The organism is uncultured Alcanivorax sp., from assembly GCF_947258575.1.
Lineage (GTDB): Bacteria > Pseudomonadota > Gammaproteobacteria > Pseudomonadales > Alcanivoracaceae > Alcanivorax.
In genome coordinates this window covers 386,703-403,832 of sequence record NZ_CAMYIV010000011.1, presented here as the reverse complement: position 1 = coordinate 403,832, position 17,130 = coordinate 386,703, and the positions used below count along the sequence as shown (strand labels likewise).

The window sequence follows — 17,130 nt, the reverse complement described above, 5'->3', positions numbered from 1 at the left end:
ATCTGCCATTCGATAAGCGATATCGTCGCGCCCCAATGCTGGCTCTCAAGCCCGCCATTGCGAGGGAATGAGTGCAAGGGGTGGCGACTGACTCAGTCGCGTTTCAACTTTGAACTTTACACTTTCAACCACTCTTGTCCGCTGTGCGGAATGTTATTTTGAATAACTTGACGAGCAGGATAGGCCGTGACAGAGTGCGATGCAAGAGATTCGCCCTGCGATAACACCCCTAAAAGAAGCCACGCTACAGCCGGACCCGACCATGATCCGTGATGCCGAAACCCTCACTCAACTGACCGATACCATTGCCCGCTTTGTCCGTGAACGGCTGGTGCCTGCCGAGCAGCACGTGGCCGAGACGGACACCATTCCCGAGGACATTGTCGCCGACATGAAGGCCATGGGGCTATTCGGTCTGTCGATCCCCGAAGAATATGGCGGTCTGGGGCTAACCATGGAGGAGGAAGTGCTGGTGGCCTTCGAGCTGGGTCGTACCTCCCCTGCCTTCCGCTCCCTGATGGGCACCAATAATGGCATCGGTGCCCAGGGCATTCTCATTGATGGTACCGAAGAGCAAAAGCAGAAGTACGTCCCACCGCTGGCCACCGGCGAGGTGATCGGCGCCTTCTGTCTCACCGAGCCGGATGTGGGCTCAGATTCCGGCTCAGTGAAAACCCGCGCCCAGCGGGACGGCGATCACTACATTCTCAATGGCACCAAACGCTACATCACCAATGGTCCCCATGCGGGCCTGTTTACGGTAATGGCCCGCACCAACCCGGAGATCCAGGGGGGCGGCGGCGTCACCGCCTTTATTGTGGAAGGCGATACCCCCGGCATTTCCCGCGGCAAGGCCGACGTGAAGATGGGCCAGAAAGGCGCCCACACCTGCGACATCATTTTCGACAACTGCCGGGTGCCCGCCGAGAACATCATCGGTGGCAAGGAAGGCGTGGGTTTCAAGACCGCCATGAAAGTCCTGGACCGTGGCCGTCTGCATATCTCTGCTATCTGTGTGGGCGTGGCCACACGACTGATCGAAGACGCAGTGAATTTTGCCGCCGATCGCAAACAGTTCGGTAAACCCATCATCGAGCACCAGCTGATCCAGGCCATGCTGGCGGATTCCCGCGCGGAAATGTTCGCCGGCCGGTCCATGGTGCTGGAAGCGGCCCGCAGCAAGGACCGGGGTGAAAAAGTCAGCCTGGATGCGTCCTGCTGCAAGTTGTTCTGTTCCGAAATGGTAGGCCGCGTGGCCGACCGGGCGGTGCAGATTCACGGCGGTGCCGGTTATATGGCTGACTACGCGGTGGAACGTTTCTACCGTGACGTGCGCCTGTTTCGGATCTACGAAGGCACCACCCAGATCCAGCAGATCGTCATTGCCCGGGAGCTGGCCCGGCAGGCAGCACAATCATGATGATCCCTGTAGGAGCGATGCTTGCATGGCGAAGGGCACGCTGATTCGCCATGCAAGCATGGCTCCCACGGCGATTGAGTAAAGCGCTTAACACCACCCTTCCCCTGTGCATGCTGGGCACCCTGCTGTTTCTGGTGTTCGATCTGCAAGCCGGTGCCTGGCTGGCGCGGATCGCACTGCTGCTTTATCTGCTGGTGCAATGGCCGCGCCAGACACGGATGGCAAAGGGGATTCTGCTGGTGGTTATCGCCATGGCCGGCGTGGTTGTCTGGCGTGAAACCCACCCTATCCCCATTCTGCTACAGGCTCTCGACCGGCTCTGTTTCTTTGCCACCTTTGTGTCGTCCCTGGGTCTGCTGCGGGTCTCCGCCATGCGCTCGCGGCTGGTGCGCGAGGCTGGCAATACCCTGATAAGGCAGAAGCCCACCCTGCGTTACCCCACCCTGTCCCTGGGCACCGCCCTGTTCGGGGTCATCATCAATATCGGTGTGCTCAATCTGTTCGGCGCCATGGTACTGCGCAGCAATTCCCTGAAAGCCGCCGGTGGCCATGATGATATTCAGGCGGCGCGGGAGCGACGCATGATGCTGTCGATTCTGCGTGGTTTTGCCCTGGCTCCGCTGGTGTCGCCACTGGGTATCACCATGGCGGTGATTCTGGCGAATATGCCGAGCCTTACCTGGGCCACACTGGCGCCGGTGGCACTGCCCACCGCCGGCCTGTTCTTCCTGCTCGGCTGGTGGCTGGACTGGCGTCTGCGCCCCGGTCATCTGGCCAGCCGCGTTCCACACACTGCGCCGCACTCCCTGACACCCTTGTGGCAATTCACCCTGCTGGCACTGGCGATCACCCTGGGAGTCTTTGCGGTATCGATAGCAGCCGAGCTGCGTCTACCGGTGGCGGTACTGGTGGCCTGCCCATTGTCAGCTATTTTGTGGATGGCCCTGCAACGGCAGCGACTGGGTGGCGGCACCGGCTTGCCTCGAGCACTGACATTACTGGGGCGACATTCACGGCTGATCTTTGGCGCCAACCGGGGGGAAATTGCGGTGCTGGGTGGCTCCGCCTGCCTGGGCGCGCTGATCACGCCATTGATTGACCCGCAGATGCTGCATGAGCTGCTGTTGGCCACTCATCTTCAGGGCGCCGCCATGGCCGTGGCCGCCATGTTGCTGGTAGTGGCGCTGGCCCAGATCGGCCTCAACCCGATTGTGTCGGTAACGCTACTGGCATCGTTGCTGGGCGATGGTGTGGGCGCGGATCCCCGCCTGCTGGCCGTGGGCCTGATGTGCGCCTGGAGCCTGTCGATGATCTCCTCACCCTTCACCGCGTCCATGCTGGTCCTCAGCCAATTGATCGGCCGCTCGCCCTACCGGATTGCCTGGCGCTGGAATGGGGTCTTTTTCTTGTTGGTGGTGCCGATGCTGGCGTTGTGGATCGGGGTGTTGGGGCAGTGGTTATGAGAAGAGTTACAAGCTTCAAGTTACAAGCTACAAGGCGCGTGCGAGCCACGAATAAACTGCCAAGCCATGCCCGCGTTACAGCGTTTGCTGCAACGCGGAGGAAAGCGCTGGTCGGATGGCTATACCGTTCTCCGTGCCTTGTATCTTGCAGCTTGAAGCTTGTAGCTCACCTTCTTGATCAGGCCGCGAAGTGCCAGATCCCATCGCGGTCTTCGCGCTGCACCCGCCCCTGCTCCACCAGACAATTGAGATGCGCAATGCTTTCACCCATGGCAAACATGAGCTGCTGCACATCCAGCTCCCGGTTGAACATCACCGGCAGAATATCGTGGGCGTTGTGGGGGTGATGACGGCAGGCGGCCTGTACCTGGTCCAGTTGCTGGTCGTGATGGGCGACCAGCGCATTGATGCGGTGATGCAGACCCCGGAACGGCAGGCCGTGGGCCGGCAAAACCAGGGTGTCCTGCGGCAGGGCATCGCGAATTGCCTTGAGGCTGTCCACAAACGCTACCACCGGGTTCGCCTCCGGTTCCGTGGGCCGCACCATAAGATTGCTGGAAATGGTGGGCAACACCTGGTCGCCGCTGATCAGCAAGCGATCGTCATTCCGGTACAGACACAGGTGCTCGGGAGCATGGCCACGACCGATGTGAATCTGCCAGTGCTGACCATTGATAGTCAGGCTGTCACCGGCACCGACAAATTGCGGGTCGGTAGGCATGGGCATCACCACCCGGCGGAAGCCATTGCCCTTGCCGGCCACCTTGTCGAGGTTGTCGCCCTGCAGGCCATGGCTGCCGAGAAAATGCTTGAAGCGCTGGATGGTCTGTTCATCGCTGGCGTCACAGATATGGCTGGCCAACTGCCACTCGCCGCGGCTCATGATCACCGGCGCCTGGCAGTGTTGCTGCAACCAGCCGGCCATGCCGAGATGGTCCGGGTGGTAATGGGTGACGATGATGCGGGTCACCGGCTTGCCGTCCAGTTGTTCGGCCAACAGCTGCTGCCAGATGTCCCGGCTGCGGCGCACTCCCAGGCCGGTATCCACGATTACCCAGCCATGGTTATCTTCCAGCAACCAGAGATTGATATGGTCGAGGGCAAAGGGCAGCGGGAAACGCAGCCAGTAAACCCCGTCGGCCACCTTGAAACGCTGGCCTGCCGGCGGCAGATCAGTGAACGGATAGTGTAGTGACATAACCAACCTTTTGTTTTTTCACCACAGAGGTCACCGAGTACACAGAGAAAAACAAACTGCTGTTTGCAACGCCGCTGGTTTCTGAAAGCCGCTTACAGGCCTTCCAGGCAAGGGGTTTTCTCAGTGCACTCTGTGCCCTCTGTGGTAAACCATTATTGATAGGAGCACAGCCATGCGTGCCTGGTGTATTGAGGATCAGCAACTGCAACTGGACACACTGCCGGACCTGCAACCGGGGCCGGGGGAAATTTGCGTGCAGGTGAAAGCCATCGGCGTGAACCGGGCGGATCTGTTGCAGGTACTGGGCCGCTACCCGGCACCGCCGGGCACCGACAGCCGCATTCCCGGGCTGGAATACGCCGGGGTGGTCAGCGCCGTGGGTGAGCGGGTGCAGCAACGGCAAGTGGGCGATGCGGTGATGGGCCTGGTGCCCGGTTGTGCCTATGCCGAACAGATCGTCACCCACGAACGGGAGGCGCTGACCGTTCCCGAGGGCATGGACTTCGCCCGCGCCGCCACCCTGCCCGAGGCGTTTCTGACCGCCTACCGGGCGTTGTTTCTGGAAGGCGGTTTGCAGCCCGGCCAGTGGTGCCTGATTCGCCCGGCCACCGCCGGAGTCGGCCTGGCCGCCACCCAATTGGCCGCGGCGCTGGGCGCCCGCCCCATCGGCAGCAGCCGGGATCTGAGTAAACTGGACACCGCCAACGACATGGGCCTGGCGGCTCAGGTGTGCGAGGACGGTACCTTGAAAGCCCAGCTTGATGCGCTCACCGACGGACAGGGTGTGGCGGTAATTCTGGATATGGTCGGCCCGGACTGGAACGCCCTGCTCGGCGGCCTGCACGCCGAGGGCACCCTGGTGAATATCGGCATTCTTGGCGGGCTGACCACGGAGCTGAATCTGGGCGCCCTGCTGATGAAACGCCAGACCCTGAAAAGCATGACCATGCGCAGCCAGCCACTGGAAAACCGCATCCGTATGGCGCAGGTCTTCAATGACCGTCTTGCACCCCTGTTTGCCAGCGGTCGCCTGCTGCCCCTGCCGCTGGAAACCTTCACCTTCACCGACGCCAAAGCCGCCCACGACCATATGGCCGGTAACGACTTTAGTGGCAAGCGTGTGATTGTGGTTGGCGACTGACATGAGCAAGGCCCAGCGGGAAACAGTATTTGAAATACTATTTCACGTTTCCCGCCAAGGCCTCAATGACCAAAAACATCAGGCCTGACTACGGTTTGTGTCGATGGTCAACGAAAGCGCTTTCCCCTGATACCGGCGCATTACCGCCGGCAAGTCAGAACGTGAACCCCACCCCCAGGTGGAAGGCATACACATTCATGTCAGCCACGAATTCTGCATCACCCACTTCCGCGAACTGATACTGGGGAAGGCCCGGGGCGCGGATGAAGGTGCGATCCACCTTGGCTTTCACTTCCTTGACGCTGATGTACTTGGCATCCGCCGCCAGCCACCAGTGATCGCTCAGCCGCCAATCCGCGCCGATCTGCCCTACCCAGCCGAATTTATCCTGAATCTCCAGCTCCGGTTCTCCCACTTCCGTGAGAATCGGGTTGGTGACGTGGCTATCGTAGGTAAACAGGTACACGGCTCCCAGGCCCACATAGGGCCGGAAGTTGTGATCCATGCGGAATCGCTTCACCAGGGTCACCATGGGCGGTGCCACCTTGGTTTCGCCCACCTTTTCGCCCAGTGCCGGCACCCCGGTGGGAATGCCGTTGGCCTCGGTGACCAGGGGCTCATCCGCCAGCTTGCCCTTGGCCTTCAGCTCCAGCGTGGGCGGTAATGCCACCATGGTTTCAATGGACCAGCCTCCATCCCCCCAGCGCAGCTTGTAGCCGATGATGGCGGCCGGAATGGTGAGCGGGTCACTGAACGCCTCCCCTTCCTGCTCGCCAGGCTCCACCGCCACTTCAGCAATTTCAGAGAGATTACTGAGAGTGATCGAGCGGGTTTTTATGTCCGGGGACATGTGGATCGCGCCGAAGCGGAAATACAGCCGGTCCTCGCCAAAAATCTTCTGGGTAAATTTCACTCCGGGATAATCCGGGCCGTATTTGTCCTGACTGGCAACATTGGCAGAAAAGAGCCCCAGCACGACAAACAGGAGAAACCGTTTTTTATGATCCATTATTCTTCTCATTATCAAAGCTCCCCCGCATTTTCCTGACCAGCCGTAGTGAGGCGTGCGTGGGTCGGGTTGTTGACCACACGGATGCGGAAGTCGTCCTTGGCAATGCCCAGCTCCAGAGAGCCCACACCTTCTTCGGGGACGATGCCGCCGATGATCAGATCAAGCAGATCGCCCAGCACCGGAATCAGGGCGCCAAGATCCACCGACAGGTTCAGCGTTGCGGCAATGGCGGACGCATTACGCGACTCCAGCGTGATCTGCCCGTTGCGCAGGAATTTCACCGGCCCGGTCAGGTAGGCAGAGACCGGCAGGCTTCTCACGTTGGCATCCGCCACATTGGGGATAGCTTGCCCACCGGGGATCAAAGCGGAGAGCAGCCGCAGGTCCGGTGCATCCAGCCAGGCATCCAGGCGGGTGATGAAGATCGGATTGTCGATTTCCTCACCGGTGTCCGGGTCAATCTGGTTCACCACAAACCCGCGCAAAGGCTGCGGGGGCTTGTCGTCATAGGGCCGAAAACGCAGCACCAGTGCTCCGGTTTCCAGCGGTAACGGAATCAGATCGCCCAGAACCGGAATGGCCAGGGTAGCGTTGGCGGTCAGTGATGTGCCCATCACATGCTGGGCATTGATCTCCACCGGGATCGCTGACTCCCCCACGGTCTGGATACAGAAGATATCGCCATCGGCATCTTCCTGGGTGGCACACCAGCGGCCATTGCCTTCATCGACCAGACCGATATAACTCAGGTCCAGGGGTTCCTTGGGCAGGAACGCCATGGGCAGAGCCGCATGGGTAAAGATCTGGTCGCCGTCATCCAGGTTGGCGCCACCAATCAGCCCTCCTGTGCTTTTCACATGGCCACGGGCATGGTTGTTGACCGCTTCCACTTCATCATCATCCCAGTTGCCATTGCCATTGACGTCGGTGTATTCCCGGGTCAGCACGGTGGCATAGGCGGCGCCTTCATCCGGCGTGGCGGTGAAATCGAGCAGAATCGGCGGACCACCCTCACAGGGTTGGTTAGAGAGAGGACCGCAGGTACCCATGCCGTTGAGCGGGTCCGTATTGATATCCAGGTTGCCGAAGCGGTCGTGGCTGCGGAATACCGCTTCCCCATTGTCGCCACCGTTGATCACCAGCCGGTAGGCATTACCCGGGACAATGGTGTCCGGTGCCGGCAGTGCCCGCAGACGCAGGCTGTTGCGCCGTGCCGACATGGGAATATTCTGCCACTGTCCATTGGCCTGTTCGCCCAGACACATGGCCCCGCCTTCGCAGGATTCACCGTCAGCGGCAATGGTGCCGAAAGTCATGGAGGCCATTTCCATGGGCATATTGAAACTGATCTCGATGGGGCGACTGACGTCATAGAAGAAAGGGTAGAAGAGCGAATCCGACGCCAGCCCCCCCACACACCGGCCAGCCATTTTCACCGTGTTGCCGTCTGCATCCTGGCGCTCAACACCGCGGTCCTGCAACGCACAACCGATACCGGGGTAGGCCCCCAGTACTACCGGCGGCAGCACCGGCGCATCATCGTTGGCCGCATAACTGGCGGTATCGAAAACAATCTGGCCAGTGCCATCAGTGGCATCCCCGGGCACGAACTGCAGGTGCGAAGGATCGAACAAATCCTGGTCTTTCAGGCCATCGCCCAGATCCAGGTAATAGCGCTGCCCCGCTGCCAGTTCATTGAGCGGAGTAATCACCAGGTTGGAACCACTGCTTCGCACCTGCACCGGCACCGGTTCGTTGCTGTCCTGGCGGAACAACTTCACCTGTTCCATTCCTTCGTCGTGTACCGGCTCGTTGAATACCACAACAATATTGTTACTCGGTTCTACCTGGGCCTGATTGTGTTCGGGAAACGACCCGGTTGCCTGAAGCGGATCGCGATTGAGCTGTTCGAACTCGAAATCCACATCCGCACGCACCCCCAGTGCAAAGTCCGCACTGACTTTGGCGGCACCGCTAAGCACGTCCAGTTCCAGGGTTCGAAACACCTCGAATGTCAGCGCACCATCCCTCACATCCACCACACCAACCGCCTGGATATGCATCAGATTCTGATTTACCGAGGCATTGCCGCGTGGTTCTTCCGCATGCATGGCAAGGTCAAAATTCATGTAAACAAACATCGGCGCATAATCGTCATCGGGCTGAAAGCCCTTCGGGCGATAGGGGTTAGTCACCAGGTAGCCCGTCACGTCGGTCACAAAGGTACCGATGATGTCACCGGTGAACATGGGCGTGCGCACCTCGCCACCGAGCTTGATCGGATCGATGCCGGCAATGCGCAGCTGCTGGCCGGCACGAGCAACCACTGGAACAGCATCCACATGCACATCCGGTCGGCCCATCCAGCCTTCCAGCACCAGCGGCATGGCATTTACCTGGGTCACACCCAGCGCTTCGGTAACCAGGTTGAACTGGTTAAGGGGTAACCCATGCAGACGCGAGGTTTGCGGGTAGCCCGGGTCCCCCAGTGCCGGCTGGGCTTTCATCAGTTGCTTGATCGGCGGGTTGAGATCGACCACGTCATCCTTGGACAGCGTGGGCGTCAACTCATAGGTCACCGTCTCCAGCAGGTCCTCATCAAAATCTTCCAGGCCTTGCAGGGTCAGTGTGTAAGTGTCGCCACCGATCAGATCTTCCTTGGGATCCAGTGTGATGTAGTGACGCTCATTGAGAATCCTTACATCCACCAGTTCCCTTGATTCCTGATGTTCCAGTTTGACGCTGTCACCGTAGCGGACGGTGGTTTCCACCAGAGGCTCGGTAAAGGTGATCCGCACTGGCGAGAAATCCATGAACGGAAAGCGTTCCTCACCGACAGGCTCGGGCAGGTAAACGCTGGGCATTTCCTGATTGATGGCCAGCACCTGGGGCGCCTGGTCGGGAAGCGGGTTGTACTGACGGGTACGGAAGGTAATCAGCGGGCCGTCCTGATCATCCAGGTTGACGACTCCGGAAGCGATCTCCGGCGACACCCACAGTCGGTATTCTTCACCGGCACGCAGACCAGACATGGAGAACGTCAGGGTACGTTTCCGGTTGGAGACTTCAGCACTGCTGAGATCCACCAGACTCCCCTCGCTGTCGGCAAGACACAGCGTACCCACAAAGTTATCGCCGTCAGGCTGACACTCCGCCTTGGCCGCTGCTTCGTCGATATCACTGGAAAAGGTCAGCAGCAATTTACTGCCCAGAGGCAGATCCACCATACCGTCCGAGGGATAGGCATAGATCAGTGCGTCACCGGGCTCCGGTGGGATAAACAAATCCGGGTCGTCTTCGCAGGCATTCAGTAAGGGATAAAGCAGGGATAAGACAGCCAGACGCTGAATAGTTGTTGTGCGCATCCTTTCACACGTTTCTTGTTTTTGGCGACAGATTTTTCTGTTTACCGGGACAGGATTAAGCGGGGAGCGGACAGGGACAAGTTATCGTTTGTAAGCAAAAATCGACATATTGGTGCGTTTTATCTACCTGATAAATAGACGATTTTTATATTCACGTATACTTCACGCAGCAAATTATCAAGCAATTCAACGGCTTTTGAAAACCGACTTTGCCATCAGGATTTCTGCACTAAAACTTTGTTCGTAATGCTTCGTTGACAAGAAAAACCGCAACATGACGTTTTGTATCATGCTGCGGTCAGAATGACGCCTCATTGGTAACGGATACGCAGTGCTGTCAGCACCGTCGTCAGGTGTGGGACAGCTACCCCGCATCGTTTGGCAATCGCCACCACATTGCCCAGGATGGCATCCAGTTCGATGGGTCGGTCGTTCAGATAATCCAGCGCCATGGAGTTTTTGTAGGCACCCATCTTGCGAGTGCCTGCCAGATTCTTTTCCACCAGATCTACCGGCAATGGATAACCATCGGCAGCGGCCACGGCCATCACCTCTTCCATCATCGTACGGACCAGATCTTCACCACCAGGGGCGTCGAGAATCGACAGGGTATCGGCGCCATTACACAGCACGCTTAGGGGATTGAACGGTGTATTCCAGACACACTTGCGCCAGCGTTCGCCCACCACCGCCTCGCTATCGTTGACGTCAATGCCCCCTTCCTTGAACAGGCCGCTCAACCGACGGCAGTGATCATCAAAGCCAGCGGGAAAATTGCCCATGACCAGTTGGCCATAGGCCTGATGATGGACCTCACCGGGGCCGGTGCGGCTGACAGCGATAAATGCCAGGCAGCTCACCAGTGGATGCTGTGGATAGGCATCAGCCAACTCTCGTTCGATATCCAGGCCATTTTCGATCAGCACCAGGCCGGTGTGTTCGCCCATCCAGGGACGGACCAGCGCGGCACGATCCACGCCCGGCAGCACCTTGACGCACAGCAGCACATAGTCAGGAAACGCGTCCGGTGTGTCATCGGGGCGATACACCCGGTCTGGCTGCCAGGACAAGTCGCCCAGCGGGCTGGTAAAGCGAAACCCGCCCTCCTTTACCGCGTCATAATCCGAGCGCAGCACCACACTCACCTCACAGCCGGCACGCTTGAGAATGGCACCGTAAAAGCTGCCGATGGCGCCCGCGCCGACGACCAGGATGCTGGGTTTATTCGTCATAAGGGTTTCTCTCTGAACAATCCCTGCCGCATGACATGCAAAAGCACTATGTCAGCAGGATAACGATCAACAACAACCTGTACCGAGCCTCACCGTTATCGAGGCTGGCCAGTGATAGTGCACGGTATGCAACGCGAAAAGCGCCTGGAACTGCGCACCCTCTGTCGCCGTTACCGTGAAGTATCCTCGCTGACCTGCACCAGCAATTTACCCCGGTTGCGCCCTTCCAGGAGGCCCTGGAAGGCATCCACGGTATTTTCCAGCCCCTGGACAATATCCTCCTGATACTGGATTTTTCCGGCCTGCATCCAGCTACCCATGTCACGGACGAAATCCTTCATCAGGTGGGCATAATCGAACTGGATAAACCCTTTGATCAGGATCCGCTTGACCAGCAGTTTGGTCAGAAACGCTGGCAACTGATCCGGCCCTTGGGGCGCTTCGGTATCGTTGTAGTGGGCGATGCGACCACACAGTGGAATGCGGGCAAAATCGTTGACCAGCTTCATCACCGCATCGAACACCTTGCCGCCCACGTTTTCGAAATAGATATCGATGCCGTCCGGGCACGCCGCCTTGAGCTGGGCTTCAAAGTCGTCGTCCTTGTAGTTCACACAGGCATCGAAGCCATAGGTGTCGATCACGTGCTGGCATTTATCCGGCGCACCGGCCACGCCCACCACACGGCAGCCCTTGAGCTTGGCGATCTGACCGACCACCTGACCCACCGCGCCGCTGGCGGCAGAAACGACCACCGTCTCGCCTTCTTTCGGCTGGCCGATTTCCAGCAGCCCGGCATAGGCAGTAAAGCCCGGCATACCCAGCACCCCCACGGCGGTACTGATGGGCGCCTGCTTCGGATCCAGCTTGCGCAGCATCTCCTTGCCCTGTACGGAGTATTCCTGCCAGCCACCAAAGCCGAGCACGTAATCGCCGGCTTCATAGCCTTCGAGGCGCGATTCCACCACCTGGCCCACGGTGGCGCCCTGCATCACATCACCGAGCTCCACACTGGCGGCATAGGACTTGGCCGGACTCATGCGGCCACGCATATAGGGGTCCAGGGACAGGTAAATGGTGCGAATCAGAACCTGCCCGTCTTTCGCAGACGGCATCTCCCCTTCGCGCATGGGCAGATGCTCAGCCTGAGGCATGCCCTTGGGGTATTCGGACAGAATGATCTGGCGGTTAATTGTCATGGTGCTCTCCCGGATTTCAAACCTACCTGTAGGAGCGTCGCTGGCGGCGCGATCACCCAAAACCTGAAAAGCGGTATTTACCACAGAGGACACAGAGATCACTGAGAAAAAAACGGGTTCTTCTCTGTGTACTCTGTGCCCTCTGTGGTGAGAGTGCTTTTGATCCTGGTCTTTTATCGCGCCGCCAGCGACGCTCCTACGGGTAAGAAATATTATTTATCAAAAAAGGCGGCCGAAGCCGCCTTGGTGTTTTGCGTTACGCTGCGTCTTCGTCCACATCCAGCAGGCTTTCCAGCTGCTGCATGTGGTAGCCCAGATCACCAAGCTGGTGATCGATCATCACGATACGCTTGGCGTAATGGGACAGTGCGGTTTCTTCCATCATGCCCATGCCACCATGGAGCTGGATGGCTTCTTCCGCCACCTTGCGACCAGACTTGCCGATCAGGGCCTTGGCGGCGGCCAGGCGCTTGGCGCGCACCGGCGCTGACAGCTCCAGGGAGCAGGCGGCCAGAATGGTCATGGAGCGGGCCTTTTCCAGTTCCATGCGCATTTCCACCATACGGTGCTGCAGGGCCTGGAACTTGCCGATGGGTACGCCGAACTGCTGGCGTTCCTTGATGTAGTTCAAGGTGTGGTCACAGGCCACTTCCATGGCACCGGTGGCTTCCGCACACAGGGCAACGATGCCCAGCGCCAGGGATTTCTCCAGGGCGTCAATGGCGCTGCCTTCTTCACCCAGCAGCTCCGCCGGCGCCTTGTTGAAGGTGATTTCCGCCGCATGCAGGCCATCAATGGTTTCGTAACCGCGACGGCTCACACCATCGGCGGAAGCATCCACCACAAAGGCAGACAGACCATTACGATCATTGGTGCTACCAGCGGTGCGGGCAATCACCACCAGTTTGTCGGCGCTATCGCCGTGCAGGACCACCGCCTTGCTACCGTTGATCACATAGCCATCGCCACTCTTTTCCGCGCTGGTGGCCACATGGGTATGGTCATAACGGCCTTCCGGCTCGTAGGCGGCCAGGGCCAGTCGTACTTCGCCGCCAACGATGGCGCTGATCAATTCCTCTTTCTGGCTGTCGCTGCCCAGGGAATCGATCAGGGTGCCACTCAGCACCACAGTGGCCAGATAGGGCTCCAGCACCAGGCCACGACCAAACCCTTCGGCCACTACCATCAGCTCCGGGCCACCACCATTGAAGCCGCCGAAGTCTTCGGCAAATGGCACGCCCAGCAGACCCAGTTCGGCGAACTGCTGCCACATTTCTGTTGAGTAACCCAACTCGCTGGTGCGGGCTTTTTCACGTACGTCGAAGGGATAACCATCGCGAACCAGACGGCCCACGGTTTCCTCGAGCATGCGTTGTTCGTCGCTCAGTTTAAAATCCATGCTCAATACTCCTTACAGACCGAGAATCATCTTGGCGATGATGTTCTTCTGAATTTCGTTGGAACCACCGAAGATCGACAGCTTGCGCATATTGAAGTACTTGGTGGAAACGCTGTTGGCAAAGTCCGGGCCCACCATCTCGCCGTCGTAATCCGCTTCAAAGGTTTCCGGCAGGAACGGCTGGGCGTACGGGCCCGCCGCACGACGGAACAGGTCGGTAATTTCCTGACGCAGCTCGGTACCCATGATTTTCAGGAAGGAACTTTCCGCGCCGGGGACACCGCCGGCCTGGGCTGCTGCCACGGTACGCAGGTTGGTCATTTCCAGGGCCATCAGCTCCATTTCCACATCCGCCAGACGGTTGCGGAACAGCGGGTCTTCAATCAGCGGCTTGCCGTTCTGCTGAACCTTGCCAGCCACGTCCTTGAGATGCTTGAGCGCCGCCTTGGACTGGCCCACACCGGCAATACCGGTACGTTCGAAGGTCAGCAAGTACTTGGCGCAGGTCCAGCCCTTGTTCTCTTCACCGACCAGGTTTTCCACCGGCACTTTCACGTCGTCGAAGAACACTTCGTTCACTTCGTGCTCGCCGTCCAGGGTGATCAGCGGACGCACAGTGATGCCCGGGGTCTGCATGTCGATCAGCAGGAAGGAAATGCCTTCCTGCTTCTTGGCGTTGGGGTCGGTGCGTACCAGACAGAAGATCCAGTCCGCATGCTGGCCCAGGGTGGTCCAGGTTTTCTGACCGTTGACCACATAGTGGTCGCCTTCACGGACGGCCTTGGTTTTCAACCCGGCCAGATCCGAACCGGCACCCGGCTCGGAATACCCCTGACACCACCACACATCACTGTTAAGGATGGAGGGCAGATAGGTTTTCTTCTGCTCTTCAGTGCCGAACTTGATGATTACCGGCGCCACCATGTTCACACCAAAGGGCAACACGGTGGGGGCACCGTACTCGGCGCACTCTTCCTCGAAGATATGCTTCTGGATCGGGGACCAGCCGGTGCCGCCATGTTCCTTCGGCCAATGCAGGGCCATCCAGCCTTTTTCGTTGAGAATTTTCTGCCAGCGGATGGTGTCTTCCTTGCCCAGGTGCTGGTTTTTTTTCACCTTGCTGGCAATTTCCTTGGGCAGCTTCTCGTCCAGAAAGGCGCGCACTTCATCGCGAAACGCCAGTTCTTCCGGGGTGTAATTGATATCCATCTTTCAGAACCTCTTGAAAGGTTGTTGAGCGTTTTCACCACCGTGGTCATCGAGTTGAAAGTATAAAGTTCAAAGTTTAAAAGCGCGGTCAAGGTCACCAGCAATCGAGAAACTCGGTGGCCGCGACCCAGACTTTATTTGCTACAAATTAAAGTCAGGCGGCGCGGCTCAGTCCCTATTCAGTTGGCAACCCCACTAATTCGCGTTTTAACTTTCAACTTTTAACTTTCAACTAACTCCCTCTGCAGCCGTTCGTTATTCAGATTACTTGTAAAAGCCCTTGCCCTGCTCTGCCAGATCGCTGAGCAGTTTGGCCGGTTTCCAGACATCCGAGCCGGTTTGCTGGTAGATCTCGTTGATCTTGTCATGGATGGTTTTCACGCCCACCTGGTCCGCCCAGAACAGCACCCCACCACGATACACCGGGAAGCCGTAGCCATAGATCCAGATCACGTCCACATCCAGCGGCCGGGCGGCGATACCCTCTTCCAGGATCCTCGCGCCCTCGTTGACCATCACGTACATGCAGCGCTCGAGGATTTCCTGATCGCTGATCTCGCGCGGGGCAATCCCGTTGTCACTACGGTATTGTTCAATAATGCCGTCTACATCCGGTGAAGGCACAGGGGTACGATCGCCTTCTTTATAGTCAAATACGCCAGCCTGGGTTTTCTGGCCCAATCGGCCGGCTTCCACCAGTTCGTCGGTCCAGTTGCGCGGTGGCGCAGTGTCCGGGTCTTCCTTACGCAGTTCCTCGCGGATGCGATAGCCCACATCCATACCGGCCAGATCAGACATGGCAAAGGGCCCCATGGGGAAGCCCAGATCGAACAATACCTTGTCCACCTGCTGGGGACTGGCGCCTTCGTTGACCAGTTGAATGGCTTCTGCCTGGCGCTTGTGCAGCATGCGGTTGCCGACAAAACCATGGCAAACGCCCACCAGTACCCCGACCTTGCCGATGCGACGACTGAGATCCATGACAGTGGCGATCACCTCGTCGGAGGTCTTCTCGCCGCGCACGTTTTCCAGCAGCTTCATCACGTTGGCGGGGCTGAAGAAGTGCATGCCCATCACGTCTTCGGGACGGTTTGTGAAGCTGGCAATGCGGTTCACGTCCAGGGTGGAGGTGTTAGTGGCAAGAATGGCGCCGGATTTGCAAACCCGGTCCAGCTCACTGAACACGGCCTTCTTCACATCCATGTTCTCGAACACCGCTTCGATCACCAGATCCACATCGCTCAGGTCATCGTAGCTGAGGGTAGGCTGAATCAGCGCCATGCGCTGCTCCACCTGCTGTTGGGTGATGCGGCCTTTCTTGGCGGTGTTTTCGTAGTTCTTGCGGATGATGGCGATGCCCTTTTCCAGGGCCTCTTCCTTCACCTCGAGAATCTTCACCGGAATGCCGGCATTGGCGAAGTTCATGGCGATGCCACCACCCATGGTGCCCGCGCCAATCACGGCCGCCAGCTTGATCTCACGCTTGGGCGTGTTCTTGTCGAGGCCGGGCACCTTGGCCACTTCCCGCTCGGCAAAGAAGACGTGGCGCTGGGCCGCGGACTCACTGGAGACCATCAGCTTGAAGAACAGCTCCCGTTCGCGCTCAACACCCTTGTCGTAGGGCAGCTCCACCGCTGCCTTGACCGCCTTGATACAGGAAAACGGCGCCTTTAAACCCCGTTGTTTTCTGGCAATGGATTGCTCGAAGTGGTCGAACAGCTCGGCACTGGTATCACCGGGCACGTCCAGTTCGGAGATTTTGCGCAGCGGCGCGCCACCAGCCACCAGCTTGCGGGCAAAGACCAGTGCACCCTCCAGTAGATCGCCGCTGACCACCTCGTCCACCAGGCCCAGTTCCCGGGCCTCGGCTGCCTTGATCGGGTTACCGCCGACGATCATTTCCAGGGCTTTCTGAGCCCCGACCAGACGCGGCAAGCGCTGGGTGCCACCGGCGCCGGGCAGCAGGCCCAGCTTCACTTCCGGCAGGCCCAGGCGGGCGCTATCCAGGGCCACGCGATAATCACAGCCCAGCGCCACTTCCAGCCCGCCACCCAGTGCGGTGCCGTGGATGGCAGCGATCACCGGCTTGTCGCTGGCTTCGTATTCATCGATCACCATCGGCAGTACCGGCTGCTGGGGCGGCTTGCCGAATTCACGGATATCGGCGCCGGCCGGGAAGGTCTTGCCTTCACCAATGACCACCACCGCCTTGATGCCGTCGTCCGCCAGGGCCTCGCGCAGACAGCTCTGCAGTCCTTCCCGGACCCCATGGCCAAGCGCATTGACGGGGGGATAGTTGATTCGAATTACGCCAATATCGCTATCGCGACTGAGGCTGACCGGATGACTCATAGTACTCTCCTCATTGAACTGCCATGCTTCGGTGAAGCATGACAGTGTCCGCCCGGTCTCACGCCGGGTCAGGAAGATATGGATATGTTGACACTGATCTGCGATGCCTCAAGGGCAACGCACATGACTGCCAACAGGCT

Annotated in this window: 11 protein-coding genes; 3 read left to right on the top strand and 8 right to left on the bottom strand. The window is 58.8% G+C overall.

Annotated features, from left to right (window positions below; translation table 11 throughout):
* Nucleotides 1-262 precede the first annotated feature (262 nt).
* Together Q0Y02_RS12885 and Q0Y02_RS12880 are read left to right on the top strand one after the other, a co-directional pair.
* Nucleotides 263-1,420, top strand: a complete 1,158-nt coding sequence (locus Q0Y02_RS12885; protein ID WP_297769445.1) for an acyl-CoA dehydrogenase family protein — start codon at nucleotides 263-265, stop codon at nucleotides 1,418-1,420.
* A gap of 50 nt (nucleotides 1,421-1,470) precedes the next feature.
* Nucleotides 1,471-2,883, top strand: a complete 1,413-nt coding sequence (locus tag Q0Y02_RS12880; protein WP_297769089.1) for a hypothetical protein — start codon at nucleotides 1,471-1,473, stop codon at nucleotides 2,881-2,883.
* A 178-nt stretch (nucleotides 2,884-3,061) separates the two neighbouring features.
* On the opposite strand, the gene Q0Y02_RS12875 is transcribed toward Q0Y02_RS12880, so the two are convergent.
* A complete protein-coding gene (locus Q0Y02_RS12875) occupies nucleotides 3,062-4,081 on the bottom strand; it encodes an MBL fold metallo-hydrolase (RefSeq protein ID WP_035250328.1) in 1,020 nt (339 codons plus the stop codon).
* Nucleotides 4,082-4,253: 172 nt separating this feature from the next.
* On the opposite strand from Q0Y02_RS12875, the gene Q0Y02_RS12870 reads away from it, so the two are divergent.
* Complete coding sequence (locus Q0Y02_RS12870) at nucleotides 4,254-5,222, top strand: zinc-binding dehydrogenase (protein ID WP_297769085.1); 969 nt, start codon at nucleotides 4,254-4,256, stop codon at nucleotides 5,220-5,222.
* A gap of 154 nt (nucleotides 5,223-5,376) precedes the next feature.
* On the opposite strand, the gene Q0Y02_RS12865 is transcribed toward Q0Y02_RS12870, so the two are convergent.
* The 7 genes from Q0Y02_RS12865 to Q0Y02_RS12835 all read right to left on the bottom strand — a co-directional run bounded on the left by Q0Y02_RS12865 (nucleotide 5,377) and on the right by Q0Y02_RS12835 (nucleotide 16,990).
* On the bottom strand, nucleotides 5,377-6,231 hold the full coding sequence (locus tag Q0Y02_RS12865; protein WP_297769083.1) for an OmpW family outer membrane protein: 855 nt from the start codon (nucleotides 6,229-6,231) through the stop codon (nucleotides 5,377-5,379).
* 14 nt (nucleotides 6,232-6,245) lie between these two features.
* A complete protein-coding gene (locus tag Q0Y02_RS12860; RefSeq protein ID WP_297769080.1) occupies nucleotides 6,246-9,599 on the bottom strand; it encodes an Ig-like domain-containing protein in 3,354 nt (1,117 codons plus the stop codon).
* 311 nt (nucleotides 9,600-9,910) lie between these two features.
* Entirely contained in the window at nucleotides 9,911-10,831 is a 921-nt protein-coding gene (locus tag Q0Y02_RS12855; protein WP_297769078.1) for a 2-dehydropantoate 2-reductase, read from the bottom strand.
* 170 nt (nucleotides 10,832-11,001) lie between these two features.
* A complete protein-coding gene (locus Q0Y02_RS12850; protein ID WP_297769075.1) occupies nucleotides 11,002-12,030 on the bottom strand; it encodes an NADP-dependent oxidoreductase in 1,029 nt (342 codons plus the stop codon).
* A gap of 256 nt (nucleotides 12,031-12,286) precedes the next feature.
* On the bottom strand, nucleotides 12,287-13,429 hold the full coding sequence (locus Q0Y02_RS12845; protein WP_297769072.1) for an acyl-CoA dehydrogenase: 1,143 nt from the start codon (nucleotides 13,427-13,429) through the stop codon (nucleotides 12,287-12,289).
* A gap of 12 nt (nucleotides 13,430-13,441) precedes the next feature.
* Nucleotides 13,442-14,638: an acyl-CoA dehydrogenase family protein gene (locus tag Q0Y02_RS12840; RefSeq protein ID WP_297769068.1), complete on the bottom strand. Its 1,197-nt coding sequence runs from the start codon at nucleotides 14,636-14,638 to the stop codon at nucleotides 13,442-13,444.
* A 264-nt stretch (nucleotides 14,639-14,902) separates the two neighbouring features.
* The gene (locus tag Q0Y02_RS12835) at nucleotides 14,903-16,990 is read right to left on the bottom strand and encodes a 3-hydroxyacyl-CoA dehydrogenase NAD-binding domain-containing protein (RefSeq protein WP_297769065.1); all 2,088 of its coding nucleotides are present in this window, start codon (nucleotides 16,988-16,990) and stop codon (nucleotides 14,903-14,905) included.
* Nucleotides 16,991-17,130 lie beyond the last annotated feature (140 nt).